Consider the following 19,258-nt stretch of genomic DNA (forward strand, 5'->3'; position numbering starts at 1 on the left):
CAGCCCTTTTTTTTGGCACTGGCCCGATCGCTCGACGTCTTTCTTATTCACGCCAAAGGATATGGCAAAGTTTGTGATCTTTTTCGCGGCATAACAGCACGCGGGCAAAAATATCGTTAATTTCACCGTCTTCGCTATCCGCCAGGCCAATCACGACTTCGGCAAAAAAGTCAGGGTTGAGGTCAAAATCAACGTGTTCCTGCCAGTCTTCTGACGGATCGAATAACTCCGCGCCGCCGCGCTCTTCGAACTGTAAATTGAACAGAATAATATCTGCCGGATCGAGATTATCTGCCGCCAGTTCGAGAAAAATATCATAAGCCTGCTCAAGCGTTTCATCTTCAGTCAGGCGATTGTTCAGATCCATTTCCATAATGACTACCCGTTTACCGTCTCTTGGGCACGTTTTACAGCAACGGACTGAAGAAGTAAAACAGTCGCTCAGTAATCCGCTGCCATAATGGCCGTTTTACCCACAGGCGGGCATCAAGCAGGCGAGAACGTGAAATATAATCATCCTGAACCGCAGCCAGATCGCCGCCGAATCCGGCGTCGTCAATTACCAGCGTGATTTCAAAATTTAACCACAGGCTGCGCATATCCAGGTTCACGGTGCCAACCAGACTCAGCTCGCCATCCACCAGCACGCTCTTGGTGTGCAATAATCCACCTTCAAACTGATAGATTTTGACTCCGGCGGCCAGCAGCTCAGTGAAAAAGGCGCGGCTGGCCCAACCGACCAGCATGGAGTCATTTTTACGCGGCAGGATGATGCTGACATCCACGCCGCGCTGCGCCGCTGTGCAGATCGCGTGCAGTAAATCGTCGCTGGGGACGAAATAGGGCGTTGTCATGATCAGATATTCACGAGCGGAATAGGCTGCCGTCAGCAGCGCCTGGTGAATCAGATCTTCCGGGAAGCCTGGCCCTGAGGCGATAGTATGAATGGTGTGTCCGCTGGCCTGCTCAAACGGCATGATATTGACGTCTGGAGGCGGCGGCAGGATGCGTTTACCCGTTTCGATTTCCCAGTCGCAGGAGTAGACAATCCCCATCGCGGTCGCTACCGGGCCTTCCATTCTTGCCATCAGATCAACCCATTGTCCCACGCCGGCGTCCTGTTTGAAGAAACGCGGATCGACCATATTCATGCTGCCGGTATAGGCGATGTAGTTATCAATCATCACCATCTTGCGGTGCTGGCGCAAATCCATACGGCGCAGAAAGACACGCATCAGATTGACCTTCAGCGCCTCAACCACTTCAATTCCGGCGTTACGCATCATGGCCGCCCACGGGCTGCGGAAAAAGGCCACGCTCCCGGCGGAGTCCAGCATCAGACGGCAATGAATGCCGCGTCGCGCCGCCGCCATCAGCGACTCTGCAACCTGATCCGCCATGCCGCCGGGCTGCCAGATGTAAAACACCATCTCAATGTTATGGCGCGCCAGTTGAATGTCGCGGATAAGCGCCTGCATCACATCGTCAGAGTCGGTCAGCAGTTGCAGCTGATTGCCTTTAACGCCAGCGATTCCCTGGCGTCGTTCACACAGCTTAAACAGTGACGAAGCGACGCTGCTGTTCTCTTCGGCGAAAATGTGTTTACAGGCTTTGAGGTCGTTCAGCCACTTAGCGGTGGACGGCCACATCGCTCTGGCGCGTTCGGCGCGGCGTTTCCCTAAATGCAGCTCGCCGAATGATAAATAAGCAATAATCCCTACCAGCGGCAGAATATAGATGATTAAGAGCCAGGCCATCGCGGAGGGAACGGCGCGTCGTTTCATTAAAATACGTAACGTCACACCGGCAATAAGTATCCAGTACCCCAGAATGACCAGCCAACTCACCACTGTGTAGAAGGTTGTCATAAATTTAAAAATCCTTTTGAAAGCGTATTGTTAAGAGTTTACGCATCAGGCTTCATCTGGCAAATAAAAACACCGGAAAAGCGCTGGTCTGCTCCTGACGAGAGGGTATAATGCCTGCTCTGGCACTGTAAGAGTAGTTAACATGAAGCGTAGTAGAACGGAAGTGGGACGCTGGCGCATGCAACGTCAGGCTAGCCGCCGTAAAGCGCGTTGGCTTGAAGGACAATCGCGTCGTAATATGCGTATCCACTCAATCAGAAAATGCATTCTCAATCATCAACGTAACACGTTATTGTTTGCGATTCACAGCATCTGATACAACCAGGGCACCGTATTCGGTGCCCATGAATGCAAACCCCGCCTGATTTAAAAGACTTGTTTATACGGTTTTACAGAAACTTGCGCATACACGCCCGCAGCCACATACGGGTCTGCGTCTGCCCAGGACTGCGCTTCTTCCAGCGATTCGAATTGTGCAATCACGGTTGAGCCGGTAAACCCGGCGGCACCGGGATCGTTGCTGTCGACGGCTGGCATAGGGCCTGCGGTCAACAGTCGGCCCTCATCATGGAGCAGTTGCAGGCGCGCCAGATGGGCAGGGCGGACGGAAAGACGTTTTTCAAGAGAATCGGCGATATCCTGAGCGTAAATGACATACAGCACGGGTAGAGCTCCTTAATCGGTAAAAGTCGTTAATTACGTTATTGGAAAGGTCTTTCAACTGCAACGCAAAGATAACGACTTTGTTAAGACCGTGCATAACACAGGGACTTTTTGCGGTAATATTGCGTTTTAAATGCGGCTTACCGTGATGTCTTATTGAATATGATTGCTATTTGCATTTAAAATCGAGATCTGGTTTTTTAACTGAAACGATTATGACTTCAATGACCCTTGATTTACCTCGTCGCTTTCCCTGGCCGACGTTACTTTCCGTTGGCATTCATGGTGCTGTAGTGGCGGGTCTGCTGTATACCTCGGTACATCAGGTTATTGAACCGTCTGCGCCCGCGCAGCCGATCTCAATCACAATGGTCGCGCCTGTCGATCTTGAGCCACCACAGGCGGTTCAGCCGCCGCCGGAACCCGTCGTCGAACCTGAGCCGGAACCTGTTCCTGAGCCGCCAAAAGAGGCGCCGGTGGTGATTGAGAAGCCGAAACCTAAGCCGAAGCCAAAACCTAAACCGGTGAAAAAGGTTCAGGAGCAGCCTAAACGTGATGTTAAGCCTGCTGAACCGCGCCCGGCCGCACCGTTTGAAAATACGGCGCCGTCGCGTCCGACAACGAATACCGCAGCGGCAACCAGCAAACCGGCCGTCAGTGTTCCTGCGGGGCCTCGCGCGTTGAGCCGCAACCAGCCGCAGTATCCGGCACGAGCGCAAGCGTTGCGTATTGAAGGCCGCGTGAAAGTGAAATTCGACGTCACTTCAGACGGGCGAGTGGAGAATGTTCAGGTGCTTTCCGCTCAGCCGGCGAACATGTTTGAGCGTGAAGTGAAAAACGCGATGCGCAGATGGCGCTATGAAGCAGGGAAACCGGGGTCGGGCTTAGTGGTTAATATCATCTTCCGTCTGAACGGCACCACGCAGATCGAGTAATCGCGATCCCCTTAAATCGTAGAGCGGATAAGGCGGCGCACCGCCTTATCCGGTAATTCATGCCTGAACCGGCAGCGGGCGAGGTTTACCGTCACTGTCTACCGCCACATAGATGAACAGCGCCTCGGTTGCTTTATAACGCTGGCCGATTGGCTCTGACGCCACCTTTTTCACCCACACTTCAATATTAATGCTGACAGACGTTGTGCCGCGTTTAACGCAGCGGGCATAACAGCATACGACGTCGCCTACGGCGACAGGGCGCAGAAAACTCATTCCCTCAACGCGCACGGTCACTACGCGACCATGAGCAATTTCTTTAGCCTGAATCGCGCCGCCAATATCCATTTGTGACATGAGCCAGCCGCCAAAAATATCGCCGTTAGCATTGGTATCGGCGGGCATGGCCAGCGTGCGTAAAACCAGTTCGCCCTGAGGAGCGTTATTTGTTGTTGTCATTGTAGAACCGACTGTGAAGAAAGATTTCAGGCGCGAATGCTACTATGATTTGCGCAGGGAGAACAGAGGGGAAACGCGCGTCAGGCTGGCGTGAAGGGGATGCCAGACCAGACGGTCTGGCAAACAGAACTCAGGATTTATCTTCCTGCGGCAGATGGCGGTAAATGTAGACCCCGCTCAGAAGGGTAAAAATCAGCGTCAGCGCGGTTAAACCGAACACTTTGAAGTTGACCCAGATGTTTTGCGGCAGCCAAAACGCGATGTAGATATTGGCGAGCCCGCAGAGGATGAAAAATACGGCCCATGCCAGGTTCAGCTTAGACCAGACCGGCTGCGGCAACGTCAGTTCTTTCCCTAACATGCGTTGAATCAGCGGCTTTTTCATGACCCACTGGCTTATCAGCAGCGCACCGGCAAACAGGCCGTAAATCACCGTCACCTTCCACTTAATAAACTCATCGTTGTGGAAGAAAATGGTCAGGCCGCCGAACACGGCAACCAGAACGAAAGTGATCAACGCCATCTTTTCGACCTTGCGATAGCGAACCCAACTGTAGATCAACACAATGGCTGTCGCGACAATCAGGGCGGAGGTCGCCGCATAGATGTCGTACAGCTTATAAAAAGCAAAAAAGACAACCAGCGGTAAAAAATCAAGAAACTGCTTCATTCTTCGATTCCGTAATCAAAAGTTTTGGGCAAACCGGCCCTTAACACGTTCAGGGTTATTGGCGAATCAACATATACAGGCGGAACAAATAGATGAGCAATATGGCGGAAATCAAATTGCTCAGCGTATTCGCCAACACTGCGCCAACATTTGGCGTCAGCGCTGCAAAGCTGGGGGCAAACAGCAGCAAGAGCGTTTTCGCCAGTAACCAGCCGATCACCGCCGGAGCGACCAGTCGCATATTAGACCACGCCAGACGCATACTGTTGCGCATGGCGGCAAATACGCCCATCTTGTCCTGAACCAGCATCACCGGCGCAAGCGCCAGCAGAATCGCCATCAAAATCCCCGGTACGACAATCAGCATAATACCGATTTGCACTAACAGGGTAGTCAGAAAAATCAGGACAAACAATTTAGGTAAAACCGGCGCGCTGGCACCGATAGCACGTAATGAGCTGACCCGATGACCGGCGGAAATCAGTTGGATCATCAGCAAAACGCCCCCTGCCAGGATCGCATTGCCAATGAGTCCTGAAAATGTTGATGCCGCTGAAGCCCGTAATAATATTTGCTGCTGTTCCGGCGTCATGTTCTGCACCAGATCGAACAGGCCAACGCTACCGGTCAGATGCTCCCCTTCACTGAGTTGCGCGATTTGAGCATCGCTGGGGGAAAAGGCATGACCTAAAACCACCGTAATAAATGCGCACAGCAACGAAACCAGCAAGATGGTTACAAATTGATTACGGAAAAAGTTCCCCGTGTCACGGTAAACGGACTTCGCCGTGATAGACATGCACTCTCCTTGAGTTTTGCAGGTGTTAATTTGCGGGCAATTGTACCCTGGATAACTCTACAGTGGCAGCATCACGGGGTGTATGGAAAAGCATATCTTTGTAAAGCGCGGGTAATTTTGGCTGCGAAACCGCCAGCCGTCCTCTCTTTTACAATCCATCCGCCTGGTTGAAAAAGGCCATTTATCACTAAAATTCGGAAAATTTGATTCAAACGGCTTTAACCAGGATTTTAGATGCAAGTTCTAAATTAATCTGGATCAATAAATGTTAAATTACAGGACCTAATGTGATCTGTATTGGATCACTTATTACTCCATTGTAGGTATATTCGTGACGCATTTATAACCATAACGATGGAGCGGATATGAAAAAGTTAACAGTGGCAGCCCTGGCAGTAAGTACTCTTCTCTCTGGTAGTGCGCTTGCGCATGAGAGCGGTGAGTTTTTTATCCGTGCGGGCTCGGCGACCGTGAGACCGACGGAAGGGGCAGGCGGAACGCTGGGGCATCTGAACGGTTTTGACGTCAGTAACAATACGCAACTCGGTTTGACTTTTACTTATATGGCAACCGACAACATTGGTATTGAACTGCTGGCGGCGACGCCGTTCCGTCATAAAATTGGGACAGGGGATACCGGTGATATCGCTACCGTGCGTCACCTGCCGCCGACATTAATGGCGCAGTGGTACTTTGGCGACGCCAGTAGCAAACTGCGTCCTTATATTGGCGCAGGTGTAAACTACACCACCTTCTTTGACGAAGGTTTCAACAACAATGGTAAAGAGACAGGGTTGTCCGATCTGAGTCTGAAGGATTCCTGGGGAATGGCCGGGCAGGTGGGTATGGATTACCTGATTAACCGGGACTGGTTAATTAACATGTCGGTCTGGTATATGGATATCGATACTACCGCAAGCTATAAACTCGGTGGTGCCCAGCAGCATGACAGCGTCCGCCTCGACCCGTGGGTATTTATGTTCTCTGCCGGTTATCGTTTCTGAGTTTATGTGACCCATCTAAAAAGCGGGCTGTCTTACAGCCCGCTTTTTATATTCTGCTGATTTCAACATCATACCTCTCCCTGAGATGCTATCTTTGAAACAAGCCTGTTTTGAGAGCATTGACGATGATAGTAACTCAAGCCCTTCTGCAACAAAAAATCGCGACCCTGGAATCGATAGTCAGAGATGAAGAGGCTGAGTTCACTTTACAGGCGCTGCGTATGCTGCTGGATGCAATGCATAAGATTGATGCGCTGGAAGAGAATATTGCTACGCCCGTCTGTTTACCTTATTGCAGTTCGAGTCCGGTTTGTGAGATTGAAGCCGGGTACGCCGCTGGCGTCAGTGACTGCCGTGAGGCTATTCGCAGGGCGGGATACCCGATTGAAGGAGATGATTAACCACTGAAAACTGTACTGTATCAGCAAAATCTACTAACGTATTCGGCCCCGCGATTCAGGCTTAAGGTGCCTCAGTGAAGATTGTTCAGGACAGCCTAAGAAATAGCCAGGCGTTGTTGATGTCAGCGCTTATCACTTTACTTTTTACTTCACTGTATCTCTTTATTATTTACGAACAACGACAGGCCGTTGTGAATGAAGGGATGAGTCGTCTGCAAACGCGGATGATGGATATTTTCAACGATAACGAACTCATCGCCGATGCGACAGGGGTTCGCTATCACCAGATCAAAAATGCCGGGCAGTGCGGCAACCTCTCAAGGTTTTCCCCCAGAGATGCGGATTCATGGGGAATCAATGCCGACCGGGCGCGGATCCATTCCGCAACGGGCACTATTGTTTCCCGTCAGCCCAATATTAACGCTTTATGTATGTTTGCGGCGGCGGAGTTTATTCGGGATCGGATGAACACCCTTAATCCGGGGGATTATGCCGCGCATCGCTACATTATCGCCAAAGATGCCAGCTATTTTTATTGGTTCACGCCAGCAGATGCAAAACCCTTCTATTTTAGCGACTCTAAAATGGCGGGCGATATCACCGACTTTTTCTTACCGCCCGTGGGCTTTTATACGCGTCTGCTGCAAAAGAATGTCAAATCCAAGTCGCTCAGTTCAACGGACTTTTATACGGACAAAATCACGAATGAAAAAGCGTACAGCGTAGTCAGTTATATTTACGATCTTTCTGGAAAAGAGATCTCCGATCATATCGTTGCGTATCTGGTGTATGACCATTCTAAACCTGAGCTACAGGAGGCGCTGACGGAGGCCTTTGAACATCATATTCCACCCGGCCTTAATGTGGCCCTGGTGCATACGCCCACGCAGGAAAATCTCTGCCTGAGCGGTGATTGCCAGCCTGTCGCCGGGGAGTCCATCCGCGCAATGTCTGCAAAATATGCGTTCCATTCCTCGCTCTCTCTGCATCGGTTCGTCAGATACGACACGCAGGCCGGGATTGCGATTCTGCTGGCGCCATTCTTCTTTATCCTGATCTTCCTCGGCTTAAAATACTGGCTGAACGCGAGCGACCTGAAGGTGTATATCGACTCGCTGACGGGCTGCTTTAACCGCAAGATCCTTGATATTGTGAAGCGCAGGGATTTAACGCGCAGCTGCGTGGTGCTGCTGGATTGTAATAAGTTTAAAGCCATCAACGACACCTGGGGGCATGTGGCGGGAGACCGGGCGTTGCAAATCATCGCCAACAGAATGCTCTCTAACACCCGCACCAGTCATGACCTGGTGATTCGTACCGGCGGCGATGAGTTCGTTATTTTGCTTTACCGTGCGCAGATTGGTGACGCGATAGCCATCGCGGAGCGGATAACCGGCCAGATAAATGATTATGCATTTATGGTTGATGGTCATGTTGTACCGCTGTCGGTGTCATGGGGCGTCGCAGAAGTAACCCGCGATCTGGATACGGCTATTCAGCATGCGGATAACGAAATGTACAAAATGAAGCAGATGAGGGAATGACAGGATTGGCCCGATAAGCATGGCATTATCGGGCCTGTTGCCTGCGCAATATTATGCGCGGGTCGCGGCTTTCATTGCCGTGACAAACGCTTTCAGCTCGGTCAGCATCTGCCCGGGGTTTGCGACGTTTTTCTCAATGAGCTTAACGATTGCTGACCCGGAAATCGCCCCGGCGGCGCCGGCTTCAATGGCACCTGTAACCTGTTCCGGGGAAGAGATGCCAAAGCCCTGCAACGGGGGCGCGGCGTTATACTCTTTCAGTTTTTCCACCAGATGATGCAGCGGTAATGCGGCGCGGTTTTCTGCACCCGTCACGCCTGCCCGCGAAAGCAGATAGGTATAGCCGCGGCCATAAGAGGCTATCTGGCGCAACAGATCGTCATCGGCATTGGGCGGGCAGATGAAAATCGGCGCCACGTTGTGGAGTAATGCCGCCTGACGGAAGGGCGCAGACTCCTCAACAGGCACATCCGCCACCAGTACGGAATCCACGCCGACTTTCTCGCACTGCGCGTAAAATTCGTCGATCCCTTTGCTGAACACCAGGTTGGCGTACATCAGCAGACCAATCGGAATCGTCGGATGTTTCTGACGAATCAGCGCCAGCATCTCAAAGCATTGCGTAGGCGTTACGCCTGCGGCAAACGCGCGCAGCGTGGCTTCCTGGATGGTCGGCCCGTCTGCCAGCGGATCGGAGAACGGAATGCCGAGTTCAAGGGCGTCGGCGCCGGCTTCAATCAGCGTATCAATAATGTTCAGTGACTGTTCAACGGAAGGATCGCCCAGGGTCACGAAGGGGACAAATGCGCCTTCCTTGCGATCCTTCAGCTGTGCAAACAGGTTTTCATAGCGTTCCATCAGATTTCCCCTCGCGCTTTCAGAATATCGTGTACGGTGAAAATGTCTTTGTCGCCGCGACCGGAAAGGTTAACGACCAGCAATTGTTCTTTTTCTGGATTTTCACGCATCATTTTCAGGGCGTGAGCCAGGGCGTGGGACGACTCCAGCGCCGGGATAATCCCTTCATGCAGACAGAGCGTTTTAAAGGCTTCCAGCGCTTCGTCATCGGTGATCGACACGTAATCGGCGCGACCAATACTGTTCAGATACGCGTGCTGTGGCCCAACGGACGGGAAATCCAGCCCGGCGGAAATGGAGTAGGACTCTTCAATTTGCCCTTCTTCGGTTTGCATCATCGGCGCTTTCATGCCGAAATAGATGCCTACGCGGCCATGCTTCAGCGGTGCGCCGTGCTCGCCTGTTTCAATCCCGTGGCCGCCAGGTTCGACGCCAATCAAACCCACGCTGGTTTCGTTGATGAAGTCCGCAAACATGCCGATTGCGTTGGAGCCGCCGCCCACGCAGGCAATCACGGCATCCGGCAGACGACCTTCTTTTTCGAGGATTTGCGCTTTCGTCTCTTCCCCGATCATGCGCTGAAATTCACGGACGATGGTCGGGAACGGGTGCGGGCCTGCCGCAGTTCCGAGCATATAGTGCGCGGATTCATAGCTGCCGGACCAGTCGCGAAGCGCTTCGTTGCAGGCGTCTTTCAGGGTGGCGGAGCCGCTGTGTACAGGGATCACTTCCGCGCCCATCAGTCGCATACGAAAGACGTTTGGCGACTGACGCTCGACGTCTTTTGCGCCCATATAGATACGGCATTTCAGACCGAGCAGGGCGCTGGCGAGCGCGGAAGCCACGCCATGCTGACCTGCGCCCGTTTCGGCGATAATCTCTGTTTTACCCATGCGTTTCGCCAGCAGCGCCTGACCCAGTACCTGGTTTGTTTTGTGCGCGCCGCCGTGCAGTAAATCTTCACGCTTCAGATACAGCGTGGTTTTGGTGCCGGCGGTGATATTCTGGCATTTGGTCAGCGCGGTTGGACGGCCTGCATAGTTCTTCAGCAGATCGGCAAACTGGGCCTGAAACTGTGGATCTTTCTGCGCGCTGACGAACGCTTCTTCCAGCTGGCGCAGGGCAGGCATCAGAATCTGCGGGACATACATGCCGCCAAATTCACCAAAGTAGGGATTGAGTAATGTTGTCATGTTTTCTTCCTTAATATGCGCGCAGTGTCTGAAAGACCGAGGCCAGAAGGTGTGCATCTTTGATGCCCGGCTGTGACTCTACACCAGAATTAAAATCGAGACCGGCACAGCCGGTTTTTGCCGCTTCCACGCAGTTGTCTGCGCCTAATCCACCCGCCAGCAATACGTTGTCCAGCGTTTCACCGTTCAATAACGACCAGTCAAAACGTTGGCCGCTGCCGCCCTGGCCGTTATCGAGAACGTACTTATCAACGTGCTGGTAATCACGAGCAGGCAGTGTGTCGCCCACGCTAAGCGCTTTCCAGATTTGTACCTGTTCCGGTAATGCGGCGCGCAGAGCATCGACATAAGCCTGGTCTTCACTGCCATGTAGTTGCACGGCCTTGAGCGACAAGGTGGTCGCTTTTTCACATACCTCGGTGATAGCGGTATTGCGGAATACGCCGACATATTGCAGGGGGGCGGCGGCTATCACCTCGCGCGCCTGGTCGAGATTTACGACGCGAGGCGACGAGGGAACAAAAATCAGCCCGCCATAAATGGCGCCCGCTTCGTAAGCGGCTTTTGCATCCTGCCCGCGCGTCAGGCCGCAGACTTTGTTCTCGCCAAGCAGCACGCGACGCACGGCGGCGTGCAGATCGTCATGGGACATCAGCGCAGAACCGATCAGAAAACCGTTAGAGAAGTGGCTTAGCTCGCGCACCTGTGCATAGGTGTTAATCCCGGACTCGCTGATCACGGTCACGCCGTGCCCCAGTTTCGGCGCAAGCTGACGGGTACGGTTAAGGTCAATCGACAGATCGCGCAGGTCGCGGTTATTAATGCCGACGACTTTCGCACCCAGTGCGATGGCGCGCTCCAGTTCTTCTTCGTTACTGACTTCCGTCAGCACGCCCATTTTCAGACTGTGGGCGACGGCGGAAAGCTGGCGATATTGCTCGTCATCCAGTACGGAGAGCATCAGCAGACAGGCATCGGCCTGGTAGTAACGCGCCAGATAGATTTGGTAAGGATCGATGATGAAGTCCTTACACAGAACCGGCTGCGGCGCGATACGGCTGACAACAGTGAGAAAGTCAAAACTCCCCTGGAAATATTTCTCATCGGTCAGAACGGAAATCGCCGACGCGTAATGTTTATAAACACCGGCAATCTGCGCGGGGTCGAAGTCATCACGAATCACCCCTTTGGAGGGGGACGCTTTTTTACACTCCAGAATAAATGCGGTACGCGTGCCTTGCAGCGCATCATAGAAATGGCGGGCACTTGGCTGAACCTCATTCTGGAAACTGGCTAACGGTTGTTGTTGCTTACGGGCTTCTACCCAGATCGCCTTATCCGCGACGATTTTCGCTAAAACGGTTTGCATCATTTACCCTCTTGCCGCCAGTGCGGTAACCCGGTCATAAGCTGCGCCACTGCGCAGTACATCAATCACAGTTTGCGCATTAGCCTTTAAATCTTCCTTACCATGCAGGCGCATTAACATGGCGACATTCGCAGCGACAGCGGCCTCGTGAGCGGCTTCACCTTTACCTTGTAACAAGCGGGTGAGAATGTCACGGTTTTCTTCCGGTGTGCCGCCTGCCAGCTGTTCCTGGTGATACGGGGTGAGGCCGAAGTCTTCCGCCGTGAGCTGGTAGCTCTTGATTTCACCATCGTGCAGTTCAGCCACAATGGTTGGCGCATGCAGCGACACTTCATCCATACCGCCGCTGTGAACCACCGCCGCACGCTGATAACCCAGTACCCGCAGAGTTTCGGCAATGGGCAGCACCAGCTCCGGGCTGTAGACGCCAATCAGCGCCAGCGGCGGGTGAGCCGGGTTGATCAGCGGCCCCAGCACATTGAACAAGGTGCGGGTTTTAAGCTGCTGGCGAACCGGCATCGCATGACGGAAACCGGTATGGTATTTCGGTGCGAACAGGAAGCAGACGCCCAGGTCGTCCAGCGCCTGACGCGATTTATCGGCGTTCATATCCAGATTGATACCGAATGCCGCCAGTAGATCGGACGAACCGGATTTACTGGAGACGCTGCGGTTGCCATGTTTGGCCACCTTCAGTCCACAGGCCGCCGCCACAAAGGCGCTGGCGGTGGAGATATTGATGCTGTTGCTGCCATCACCGCCGGTGCCGACAATATCGGCAAACAGATAGTCCGGGCGCGGGAATGGCGCGGCATTTTCCAGCAGCGCGGTAGCGGCGCCAGCGATTTCATTCGGATGTTCGCCACGCACTTTCATACTGACCAGCGCCGCCGCCAGTTGTTCTGGCTTCAGTTCGCCACGGACCACGGCAGAGAAAAGCTGGTGGCTTTCCTGCTGGGTCATGGTTTGCGCCTGGTACAATTTTTCCAGAATCGGTTGCAGCGTATTGGTCGGCTCCAGTTTTTGTTGCGCCCAGGCCAGCGTTTGTTCCAGCAACAGCGCACCTTGCGTAGTAAGAATGGACTCCGGGTGGAACTGAAAACCACAGACGCGATCCGTGTCGTGACGTACCGCCATCACCATGCCGTTAAAATGGGCGTTAATCGTCAGCCCCGCAGGCACGTTGCTGCCCACCAGAGAGTGATAACGAGCAACCGGCAGCGGGTTCACAAGGCCGGCAAACATCGCCAGTCCGTCATGTTCAATGCTCGACGCTTTGCCGTGGAGAATCTCGCCCGCCTGACCGACGTAACCACCGTAGGCTTCAACAATCGCCTGGTGTCCGAGGCAGATGCCGATAATGGGCAGCTTGCCGCGCAGGCGGGTCAACAACTCCGGCATACAACCGGCTTCGCTGGGGACGCCTGGTCCAGGGGAAAGCATCAGCACCGGGTTTTTCATCGTCGCAAGACGGTCGATTAAGGTCTGCGCCGGGATATGGTTACGGTAAATCACCACATTGTGGCCGTTGGCCCGTAGCTGATCTGCCAGGTTGTAAGTAAAAGAGTCGATGTTATCGAGCAGCAGAATGTCAGCCATTAGAAAATCTCCTGTGCATGGTGCGCGGTGGCAATAGCACGCAGAACCGCGCGCGCTTTATTACGGGTTTCGTCGGCTTCAGACTGCGGAACAGAATCCAGCACGATTCCGGCACCGGCCTGCACGGTGGCGATGCCGTCTTCCACCAGAGCAGAGCGAATCACAATGCAGGTATCGAGATCGCCATGCGCGGTGAAGTAGCCCACCGCACCGCCATAACTGCCGCGACGACGCCCTTCGGCACCGGCGATAAGCTGCATGGCGCGAACTTTTGGCGCGCCACTCAGCGTGCCCATATTCATACAGGCGCGGTAAGCATGCAGCACATCCAGATCGCTGCGTAATTCACCCACCACGCGGGACACCAGGTGCATAACGAACGAATAACGATCGACTTTCGTCAGGTCGGCAACGTAGCGGCTGCCGGGAGTACAAATGCGCGCCAGATCATTACGCGCCAGATCGACCAGCATCAGGTGTTCAGACAGCTCTTTATGGTCGGTGCGCATCTCCAGCTCAATGCGGCTGTCGAGATCGCGATCCAGCGAGCCATCGGCACGGCGACCGCGCGGGCGCGTGCCGGCGATGGGGTATATCTCAATCTGGCGACTGGTCGCGTCGTACTTCAGCGAGCTTTCCGGGGAGGCGCCAAACAGGGTGAAATCGTTATCCTGCATAAAGAACATGTATGGACTTGGGTTGCTCTTTTTCAGTACGTAATAGGCCGCCAGCGGTGACGGGCAGGGTAATGAGAAGCGGCGGGAAGGCACCACCTGGAAAATCTCTCCTGCGCGAATCGCTTTCTGCATGGTACGCACAACGGCGCCAAACTCTTCGTCGCTCTGGCTGCATTCGCAGCGCATTTGCGGCACTGGCGTAACGGGCAACGGCGGCGCGGGTTCGGTTAATTGCTGCGTCAGCTGCGCGAGGCGCGCCGTCAGACGCTGTTTTTCCGCTTCATTATCGGTAAAGAGGCTTGCCTGAATACGGGTGCTTTTCTTCTGATGGTCAATCACCATCAGCGTTTCCGCCAGATAGAAACAGTAATCCGGGCAGCGATTACCGGCTTCCAGTTGCGGTAACGCTTCAAATCCCGCCACCAGGTCATAGGCAAACAAACCGCCGAAAAACATGGCTTCGCGCTCTTCAGCAGGCACATTCACCAGGTTCTGCAACAGACGGAATGCGTCAAATACCGACAGCGAACACAGACGCGCATCCTCATCTAACAGCGGGCTTACTGCGGGAAAGCGCAGCTTCCGGCTGCCGGGCTGCGCTGCATTTTCAACGCCCGCAGGCAGCGCGGCATCCAGCAGCGGGAGCAGGGATGCACCGTTATCCGTTAACGCTTCGATAGTGACAGTGTCACCCAAAGCGGTAATGCGCAGCGCGCTATCGACCAACAACAGGCTTTTCAGATCATTTTTACTGTCGATATCAGCAGATTCCAGCAGCAGCGTTGCCGGGCGGTCGCCACAAACCTGATGGAACAACGCCGTCGGGTTCTCACGGTAGGCGGCATTGCAGGAAAGCAATTCGAGTGTTGGTTTTTGTATTTGCATCGTTATTCTCATTCATTCTGTTCAAAAAAAAGCCCGCTCATCTGGCGGGCCGGGTATCTGGTTGCTTATTGCAGACGTCATACACTGCCCGAAATCAGGAAGTGCGCCACCAACCGTGCAGTACGAATGTTGCTTTCATCTCAGATACCTTCTTCATGTGAACTTGCGTACTAGTTAACTAGTTCGATGAAATAAAGTCAACACCTGATTTCAGTATATTTGCCGGAACCGTTATGATGTTTGTGAAAGAACATTTATTAAGACGGGAGCCGCCTTGAGCGACACGAATTACGCAGTGATTTACGACCTGCACAGTCATACAACGGCGTCCGATGGTCGGTTAACGCCAGAAGCGTTAGTACATCGTGCGGTAGAGATGCGAGTCGGCACACTGGCGATCACCGATCATGACACCACAGCCGCTATTCCGGCGGCAAGAGAAGAAATTTCACGTTCCGGGCTTGCCCTGAACCTGATTCCTGGCGTGGAAATTTCAACTGTCTGGGAAAATCATGAGATCCATATTGTGGGTCTGAATATCGACATTGCGCATCCGGCGATGTGCGCGTTCCTGGCGGAACAAACCGAACGTCGTCAGCAGCGTGCGCGTCTGATTGCCGAGCGTCTGGAGAAAGCGCATATTCCAGGGGCGTGGGAAGGCGCTTTGCGGCTTGCTGACGGTGGGGCCGTGACGCGCGGGCATTTCGCCCGTTTTCTGGTGGAGTGCGGCAAAGCCGGGAGCATTGCCGATGTTTTTAAAAAATACCTTGCGCGTGGGAAAACCGGATACGTTCCGCCACAGTGGTGTACAATAGAACAAGCTATTGATGTGATTCATCATTCTGGCGGTAAGGCAGTATTGGCCCATCCGGGCCGCTACGACCTTAGCGCTAAGTGGCTGAAAAGGTTGATTGCGTATTTTGCGCTGCATCGCGGTGATGCGATGGAAGTGGCGCAATGCCAGCAGTCGCCCAATGAGCGAACCCAACTGGCGACCTATGCGCGCCAGCACCATTTATGGGCATCACAAGGCTCTGATTTTCATCAGCCGTGCCCGTGGATTGAACTGGGTCGCAAGCTCTGGCTGCCAGCAGGCGTCGAAGGCGTATGGCAGCTGTGGGAAGAGCCACAAACACCACAGTGAGGGAAGTATGAGCCAGTTTTTTTATATTCATCCTGAAAACCCGCAACAACGGCTGATCAATCAGGCGGTTGAAATTGTGCGTAAAGGTGGGGTGATTGTTTATCCAACCGATTCCGGCTATGCGCTGGGTTGTAAAATCGAAGATAAAGGGGCGATGGAGCGCATCTGCCGCATTCGCCACCTGCCGGACGGGCATAACTTCACGCTGATGTGTCGGGATCTGTCTGAGTTATCGACCTATTCGTTTGTCGATAACGTTGCTTTTCGCTTAATTAAAAACAATACGCCGGGCAACTACACTTTTATCCTGAAGGGAACGAAAGACGTGCCGCGCCGCCTGTTACAGGAAAAACGGAAAACAATCGGTCTGCGCGTGCCGTCGAACCCGATCGCGCTGGCACTGCTGGAAGCGCTGGGCGAACCGATGCTCTCCACCTCGCTGATGCTGCCCGGCAGCGAATTTACCGAGTCCGACCCGGAAGAGATCAAAGACCGCCTGGAAAAACAGGTCGATTTGATCATTCACGGCGGTTACCTCGGCCAGCAACCGACCACGGTGATTGATTTAACCGATGATTCTCCGGTTGTCTTGCGCGAAGGCGTTGGTGACGTTAAACCTTTCTTATAAGGGCGCAACTCTGTATACTACGCGGCCTTAAAATGGCGCTGTAAAGCGCCGTTGATTCTCCTGTTCGACGCCTGTGAAGGCGACACCTGAAGGAAGCTCTATGAGCGAAAAGTTACAAAAAGTGCTGGCTCGCGCTGGCCACGGTTCTCGCCGTGAAATTGAATCCATTATTGAAGCAGGCCGCGTAAGCGTTGACGGCAAAATCGCCACGCTTGGCGATCGCGTTGAAATCACGCCGGGTCTGAAAATCCGTATCGATGGTCATCTGATCTCGGTGAAAGAGTCTGCGGAACAAATTTGTCGCGTTCTGGCCTATTACAAACCAGAAGGTGAGCTGTGTACCCGTAACGACCCGGAAGGTCGTCCTACCGTTTTTGATCGCTTACCGAAACTGCGCGGCGCGCGCTGGATTGCCGTAGGTCGTCTGGATGTGAATACCTGCGGTTTGCTGTTGTTCACGACGGATGGCGAACTGGCGAACCGTCTGATGCACCCGAGTCGTGAAGTTGAGCGTGAATACGCCGTGCGCGTATTTGGTCAGGTTGATGACGCCAAGCTGCGTGACCTGAGTCGTGGCGTTCAACTGGAAGATGGCCCGGCGGCGTTTAAGACCATCAAATTCAGCGGTGGTGAGGGCATTAACCAGTGGTACAACGTCACGCTGACCGAAGGGCGTAACCGTGAGGTACGTCGTCTGTGGGAAGCGGTTGGCGTGCAGGTTAGCCGACTGATCCGCGTGCGCTATGGTGATATTCCATTGCCGAAAGGGCTGCCGCGCGGTGGCTGGACTGAACTGGATCTGGCGCAGACCAACTATCTGCGTGAACTGGTGCAGCTGGCGCCGGAAACCACCTCCAAAGTGGCCGTCGAGAAAGACCGACGTCGTATGAAGGCGAACCAGATTCGCCGTGCGGTGAAGCGTCACAGCCAGGTTGGCGGCGGTCGTCGTTCAGGCGGTCGTAACAACAACGGTTGATGCTGAATGCCCGGTGGCGCTTACGCTTACCGGGTCTACGTTTTGCCTGTAGGCCGGATAAAGCGTTTACGCCGTCATCCGGCACCGTTTCCTAATAATCAATTCCCATCTGGGCCTTTACGCCCGCTTCAAAAGCATGTTTGACCGGACGCAGCTCGCTGACCGTGTCGGCCAGTTCCAGAATATCGCGATGACAACCGCGACCGGTAATAATCACCGTCTGATTCTGCGGACGGGCATTTAAGGCATTGATGACCTCTTCAAGCGGCAGATAGTCATACGCCACCATGTAGGTCAGTTCATCCAGCACGACCATATCCAACGTTGGGTCCGCCAGCATACGTTTGCCATGTTCCCAGACAGCCATACAGGCTGCGGTGTCGGTTTCGCGATTTTGCGTTTCCCAGGTGAACCCGGTCGCCATCACCTGAAATTCCACGCCGTGGGGCTCCAGCAGATTGCGCTCGCCGTTAGGCCATGTGCCTTTAATGAACTGCACCACGCCCACTTTTTTACCGTGGCCGACGGCGCGCGTTGCGGTGCCGAATGCCGCCGTGGTTTTGCCTTTACCGTTGCCGGTAAACACGATGATGATGCCGCGTTCGTCCTGCGCCGCCGCAACGCGGGCGTCGACCCGATCTTTCACACGCTGCTGGCGTTGTTGGTAGCGTTCTTCAGTCATTGGGCGATTCCTGGTTTACGGCCCGGCTGGGCATCAAAAGTCATACCGGTTTTACGGCGACTGTCGTCGCCCATCAGCCACAAATAGAGGGGCATGATATCGGCGGGCGTTTTTAACTTCTGCGGATCTTCCGTAGGGAAGGCGCTGGCGCGCATACTCGTGCGCGTGCCGCCTGGGTTGATGCAATTTACACGTAAGGGGTGGTTCTGGTATTCGTCCGCCAGTACCTGCATCATGCCTTCGGTGGCGAATTTAGAGGTGGCGTAAGCGCCCCAGTTGGCGCGTCCCTGACGACCGACGCTTGATGAGGTAAAGACCAGCGAACCGGCGTCGGATTTAAGTAATAAAGGAAGCAGCGCCTGGGTCAGCATGAATGTCGCATTGACGTTAACTTGCATAACATCCTGCCAGACGTGCGGATTTTGTTCGCTCATTGGGCAGATATCGCCCAATAACCCGGCGTTATGCAGAACGCCATCCAGTCGTGGATAGTGCGCCGCAATCCGCTGGCCTAACTGGTGGCACTCTTCAGCGGTGCAGGTCAGTAGATCCAGCGTAAACCACTGTGGCAATGCGCCTGTATCTTCGGCGACAGTCTGTGCGACCTGACGCAGTTTTTCTTCATTTCGACCCAGCAAAATAACGTTTGCGCCGTAGCGCGCGTAGGTGAGCGCGGCTTCGCGACCAATGCCATCACTGGCGCCAGTGACCAGAATAATGCGATTTTGCAGTAGATCTTGTTTAGGTTGGTAATGCACGGCTACTCCTCGGCGACGCGTTGGGTCACCCTGCCAGTTGTCTTATCTTCTCTTTAACTTTTCGGCTTTATGCCTGAAAGCCCGCGTCATTTCAATCAGTCAACGGCGATAACGCCGAAAAATGAACACTTTGTCATACTTTTCAC

21 protein-coding genes, 2 pseudogenes and 1 other annotated feature are annotated in these 19,258 nt (G+C 53.8%); of the genes and pseudogenes, 8 read left to right on the forward strand and 15 right to left on the reverse strand.

Annotation, left to right across the window (positions count from 1 at the left end):
• Positions 1-43 precede the first annotated feature (43 nt).
• Complete coding sequence (locus tag OGV82_RS15600) at positions 44-373, reverse strand: HI1450 family dsDNA-mimic protein (protein WP_012132205.1); 330 nt, start codon at positions 371-373, stop codon at positions 44-46.
• Positions 374-407: 34 nt separating this feature from the next.
• Positions 408-1,868, reverse strand: a complete 1,461-nt coding sequence (gene cls / locus OGV82_RS15605) for a cardiolipin synthase (protein ID WP_012132206.1) — start codon at positions 1,866-1,868, stop codon at positions 408-410.
• A 142-nt stretch (positions 1,869-2,010) separates the two neighbouring features.
• On the opposite strand from cls, the gene OGV82_RS15610 reads away from it, so the two are divergent.
• Positions 2,011-2,184 (forward strand): YciY family protein, encoded by a 174-nt coding sequence (locus OGV82_RS15610; RefSeq protein ID WP_012132207.1) that lies wholly within the window; start codon positions 2,011-2,013, stop codon positions 2,182-2,184.
• 50 nt (positions 2,185-2,234) lie between these two features.
• On the opposite strand, the gene OGV82_RS15615 is transcribed toward OGV82_RS15610, so the two are convergent.
• On the reverse strand, positions 2,235-2,531 hold the full coding sequence (locus OGV82_RS15615) for a YciI family protein (protein ID WP_047463520.1): 297 nt from the start codon (positions 2,529-2,531) through the stop codon (positions 2,235-2,237).
• A 224-nt stretch (positions 2,532-2,755) separates the two neighbouring features.
• On the opposite strand from OGV82_RS15615, the gene tonB reads away from it, so the two are divergent.
• Positions 2,756-3,466 carry a TonB system transport protein TonB gene (gene tonB, locus OGV82_RS15620; protein ID WP_047464069.1) on the forward strand — a complete coding sequence of 237 codons (711 nt, stop codon included), beginning with the start codon at positions 2,756-2,758 and terminating at the stop codon, positions 3,464-3,466.
• A 57-nt stretch (positions 3,467-3,523) separates the two neighbouring features.
• Here tonB and yciA read toward each other — a convergent pair whose 3' ends face one another.
• The 4 genes and pseudogenes from yciA to OGV82_RS15640 all read right to left on the reverse strand — a co-directional run.
• Positions 3,524-3,925, reverse strand: coding sequence for an acyl-CoA thioester hydrolase YciA (gene yciA, locus OGV82_RS15625; protein ID WP_012132210.1), 402 nt, complete (start codon positions 3,923-3,925; stop codon positions 3,524-3,526).
• A 130-nt stretch (positions 3,926-4,055) separates the two neighbouring features.
• Positions 4,056-4,595 (reverse strand): septation protein A, encoded by a 540-nt coding sequence (locus tag OGV82_RS15630; RefSeq protein WP_012132211.1) that lies wholly within the window; start codon positions 4,593-4,595, stop codon positions 4,056-4,058.
• Positions 4,596-4,650: 55 nt separating this feature from the next.
• Positions 4,651-5,394, reverse strand: coding sequence for a YciC family protein (locus tag OGV82_RS15635; protein ID WP_047463522.1), 744 nt, complete (start codon positions 5,392-5,394; stop codon positions 4,651-4,653).
• Positions 5,395-5,419: 25 nt separating this feature from the next.
• Positions 5,420-5,509 (reverse strand): annotated as a pseudogene (locus OGV82_RS15640) (YkgJ family cysteine cluster protein); the annotation flags it as partial.
• Between the two features lie 250 nt (positions 5,510-5,759).
• Here OGV82_RS15640 and ompW point away from each other — a divergent pair.
• From ompW to OGV82_RS15655, 3 genes are all read left to right on the forward strand, one after another.
• Positions 5,760-6,398 (forward strand): outer membrane protein OmpW, encoded by a 639-nt coding sequence (gene ompW / locus OGV82_RS15645; RefSeq protein WP_047463524.1) that lies wholly within the window; start codon positions 5,760-5,762, stop codon positions 6,396-6,398.
• Positions 6,399-6,523: 125 nt separating this feature from the next.
• On the forward strand, positions 6,524-6,799 hold the full coding sequence (locus tag OGV82_RS15650; RefSeq protein ID WP_047463526.1) for a hypothetical protein: 276 nt from the start codon (positions 6,524-6,526) through the stop codon (positions 6,797-6,799).
• A 74-nt stretch (positions 6,800-6,873) separates the two neighbouring features.
• Positions 6,874-8,343, forward strand: a complete 1,470-nt coding sequence (locus OGV82_RS15655; protein WP_047463528.1) for a GGDEF domain-containing protein — start codon at positions 6,874-6,876, stop codon at positions 8,341-8,343.
• A 51-nt stretch (positions 8,344-8,394) separates the two neighbouring features.
• Here the strand turns inward: OGV82_RS15655 and trpA are convergent, their stop codons facing one another.
• The 6 genes from trpA to trpL all read right to left on the reverse strand — a co-directional run bounded on the left by trpA (position 8,395) and on the right by trpL (position 15,063).
• Positions 8,395-9,201 carry a tryptophan synthase subunit alpha gene (gene trpA / locus OGV82_RS15660; protein WP_047463530.1) on the reverse strand — a complete coding sequence of 269 codons (807 nt, stop codon included), beginning with the start codon at positions 9,199-9,201 and terminating at the stop codon, positions 8,395-8,397.
• Positions 9,201-10,394, reverse strand: a complete 1,194-nt coding sequence (gene trpB, locus OGV82_RS15665) for a tryptophan synthase subunit beta (protein ID WP_012132217.1) — start codon at positions 10,392-10,394, stop codon at positions 9,201-9,203. The genes trpA and trpB overlap by 1 nt, the downstream gene beginning before the upstream one ends.
• A gap of 10 nt (positions 10,395-10,404) precedes the next feature.
• On the reverse strand, positions 10,405-11,763 hold the full coding sequence (gene trpCF, locus OGV82_RS15670) for a bifunctional indole-3-glycerol-phosphate synthase TrpC/phosphoribosylanthranilate isomerase TrpF (RefSeq protein WP_101744153.1): 1,359 nt from the start codon (positions 11,761-11,763) through the stop codon (positions 10,405-10,407).
• Positions 11,764-11,766: 3 nt separating this feature from the next.
• Positions 11,767-13,362 carry a bifunctional anthranilate synthase glutamate amidotransferase component TrpG/anthranilate phosphoribosyltransferase TrpD gene (gene trpD / locus OGV82_RS15675; RefSeq protein ID WP_047463532.1) on the reverse strand — a complete coding sequence of 532 codons (1,596 nt, stop codon included), beginning with the start codon at positions 13,360-13,362 and terminating at the stop codon, positions 11,767-11,769.
• The gene (locus tag OGV82_RS15680) at positions 13,362-14,924 is read right to left on the reverse strand and encodes an anthranilate synthase component 1 (protein ID WP_047463534.1); all 1,563 of its coding nucleotides are present in this window, start codon (positions 14,922-14,924) and stop codon (positions 13,362-13,364) included. The genes trpD and OGV82_RS15680 overlap by 1 nt, the downstream gene beginning before the upstream one ends.
• Positions 14,925-14,947: 23 nt before the next feature.
• Positions 14,948-15,042 (reverse strand) — a sequence feature (Trp leader region).
• Positions 15,019-15,063 carry a trp operon leader peptide gene (gene trpL / locus OGV82_RS15685; protein ID WP_012905981.1) on the reverse strand — a complete coding sequence of 15 codons (45 nt, stop codon included), beginning with the start codon at positions 15,061-15,063 and terminating at the stop codon, positions 15,019-15,021. It overlaps the preceding feature by 24 nt.
• A gap of 135 nt (positions 15,064-15,198) precedes the next feature.
• Here trpL and rnm point away from each other — a divergent pair.
• The 3 genes and pseudogenes from rnm (at position 15,199) to rluB (ending at position 17,672) form a co-directional block, all read left to right on the forward strand.
• Positions 15,199-16,079: pseudogene (gene rnm, locus OGV82_RS15690) on the forward strand (RNase RNM).
• Positions 16,076-16,696: an L-threonylcarbamoyladenylate synthase gene (locus OGV82_RS15695; RefSeq protein ID WP_012132222.1), complete on the forward strand. Its 621-nt coding sequence runs from the start codon at positions 16,076-16,078 to the stop codon at positions 16,694-16,696. Before rnm ends, OGV82_RS15695 begins: the two are co-directional and overlap by 4 nt.
• Positions 16,697-16,796: 100 nt before the next feature.
• Positions 16,797-17,672, forward strand: coding sequence for a 23S rRNA pseudouridine(2605) synthase RluB (gene rluB / locus OGV82_RS15700; protein ID WP_012132223.1), 876 nt, complete (start codon positions 16,797-16,799; stop codon positions 17,670-17,672).
• A gap of 91 nt (positions 17,673-17,763) precedes the next feature.
• On the opposite strand, the gene cobO is transcribed toward rluB, so the two are convergent.
• Together cobO and OGV82_RS15710 are read right to left on the reverse strand one after the other, a co-directional pair.
• Positions 17,764-18,354, reverse strand: coding sequence for a cob(I)yrinic acid a,c-diamide adenosyltransferase (gene cobO / locus OGV82_RS15705; RefSeq protein WP_012132224.1), 591 nt, complete (start codon positions 18,352-18,354; stop codon positions 17,764-17,766).
• A complete protein-coding gene (locus tag OGV82_RS15710; RefSeq protein ID WP_047463540.1) occupies positions 18,351-19,112 on the reverse strand; it encodes a YciK family oxidoreductase in 762 nt (253 codons plus the stop codon). Before OGV82_RS15710 ends, cobO begins: the two co-directional genes overlap by 4 nt.
• Positions 19,113-19,258: the final 146 nt, after the last annotated feature.

Source organism: Citrobacter sp. CK191, from assembly GCF_030333435.1.
Lineage (GTDB): Bacteria > Pseudomonadota > Gammaproteobacteria > Enterobacterales > Enterobacteriaceae > Citrobacter_B > Citrobacter_B koseri.

Bases quoted from the DNA above. Each gene is read 5' to 3' on its own strand.
- OGV82_RS15680 (WP_047463534.1), bottom strand. From the start codon at position 14,924: ATGCAAATACAAAAACCAACACTCGAATTGCTTTCCTGCAATGCCGCC.
- trpD (WP_047463532.1), bottom strand. From the start codon at position 13,362: ATGGCTGACATTCTGCTGCTCGATAACATCGACTCTTTTACTTACAAC.
- OGV82_RS15630 (WP_012132211.1), bottom strand. From the start codon at position 4,595: ATGAAGCAGTTTCTTGATTTTTTACCGCTGGTTGTCTTTTTTGCTTTT.
- trpA (WP_047463530.1), bottom strand. From the start codon at position 9,201: ATGGAACGCTATGAAAACCTGTTTGCACAGCTGAAGGATCGCAAGGAA.
- tonB (WP_047464069.1), top strand. From the start codon at position 2,756: ATGACCCTTGATTTACCTCGTCGCTTTCCCTGGCCGACGTTACTTTCC.
- rluB (WP_012132223.1), top strand. From the start codon at position 16,797: ATGAGCGAAAAGTTACAAAAAGTGCTGGCTCGCGCTGGCCACGGTTCT.
- OGV82_RS15695 (WP_012132222.1), top strand. From the start codon at position 16,076: ATGAGCCAGTTTTTTTATATTCATCCTGAAAACCCGCAACAACGGCTG.
- OGV82_RS15635 (WP_047463522.1), bottom strand. From the start codon at position 5,394: ATGTCTATCACGGCGAAGTCCGTTTACCGTGACACGGGGAACTTTTTC.
- yciA (WP_012132210.1), bottom strand. From the start codon at position 3,925: ATGACAACAACAAATAACGCTCCTCAGGGCGAACTGGTTTTACGCACG.
- cobO (WP_012132224.1), bottom strand. From the start codon at position 18,354: ATGACTGAAGAACGCTACCAACAACGCCAGCAGCGTGTGAAAGATCGG.
- ompW (WP_047463524.1), top strand. From the start codon at position 5,760: ATGAAAAAGTTAACAGTGGCAGCCCTGGCAGTAAGTACTCTTCTCTCT.
- trpB (WP_012132217.1), bottom strand. From the start codon at position 10,394: ATGACAACATTACTCAATCCCTACTTTGGTGAATTTGGCGGCATGTAT.
- OGV82_RS15650 (WP_047463526.1), top strand. From the start codon at position 6,524: ATGATAGTAACTCAAGCCCTTCTGCAACAAAAAATCGCGACCCTGGAA.
- OGV82_RS15600 (WP_012132205.1), bottom strand. From the start codon at position 373: ATGGAAATGGATCTGAACAATCGCCTGACTGAAGATGAAACGCTTGAG.
- OGV82_RS15610 (WP_012132207.1), top strand. From the start codon at position 2,011: ATGAAGCGTAGTAGAACGGAAGTGGGACGCTGGCGCATGCAACGTCAG.
- cls (WP_012132206.1), bottom strand. From the start codon at position 1,868: ATGACAACCTTCTACACAGTGGTGAGTTGGCTGGTCATTCTGGGGTAC.
- trpCF (WP_101744153.1), bottom strand. From the start codon at position 11,763: ATGCAAACCGTTTTAGCGAAAATCGTCGCGGATAAGGCGATCTGGGTA.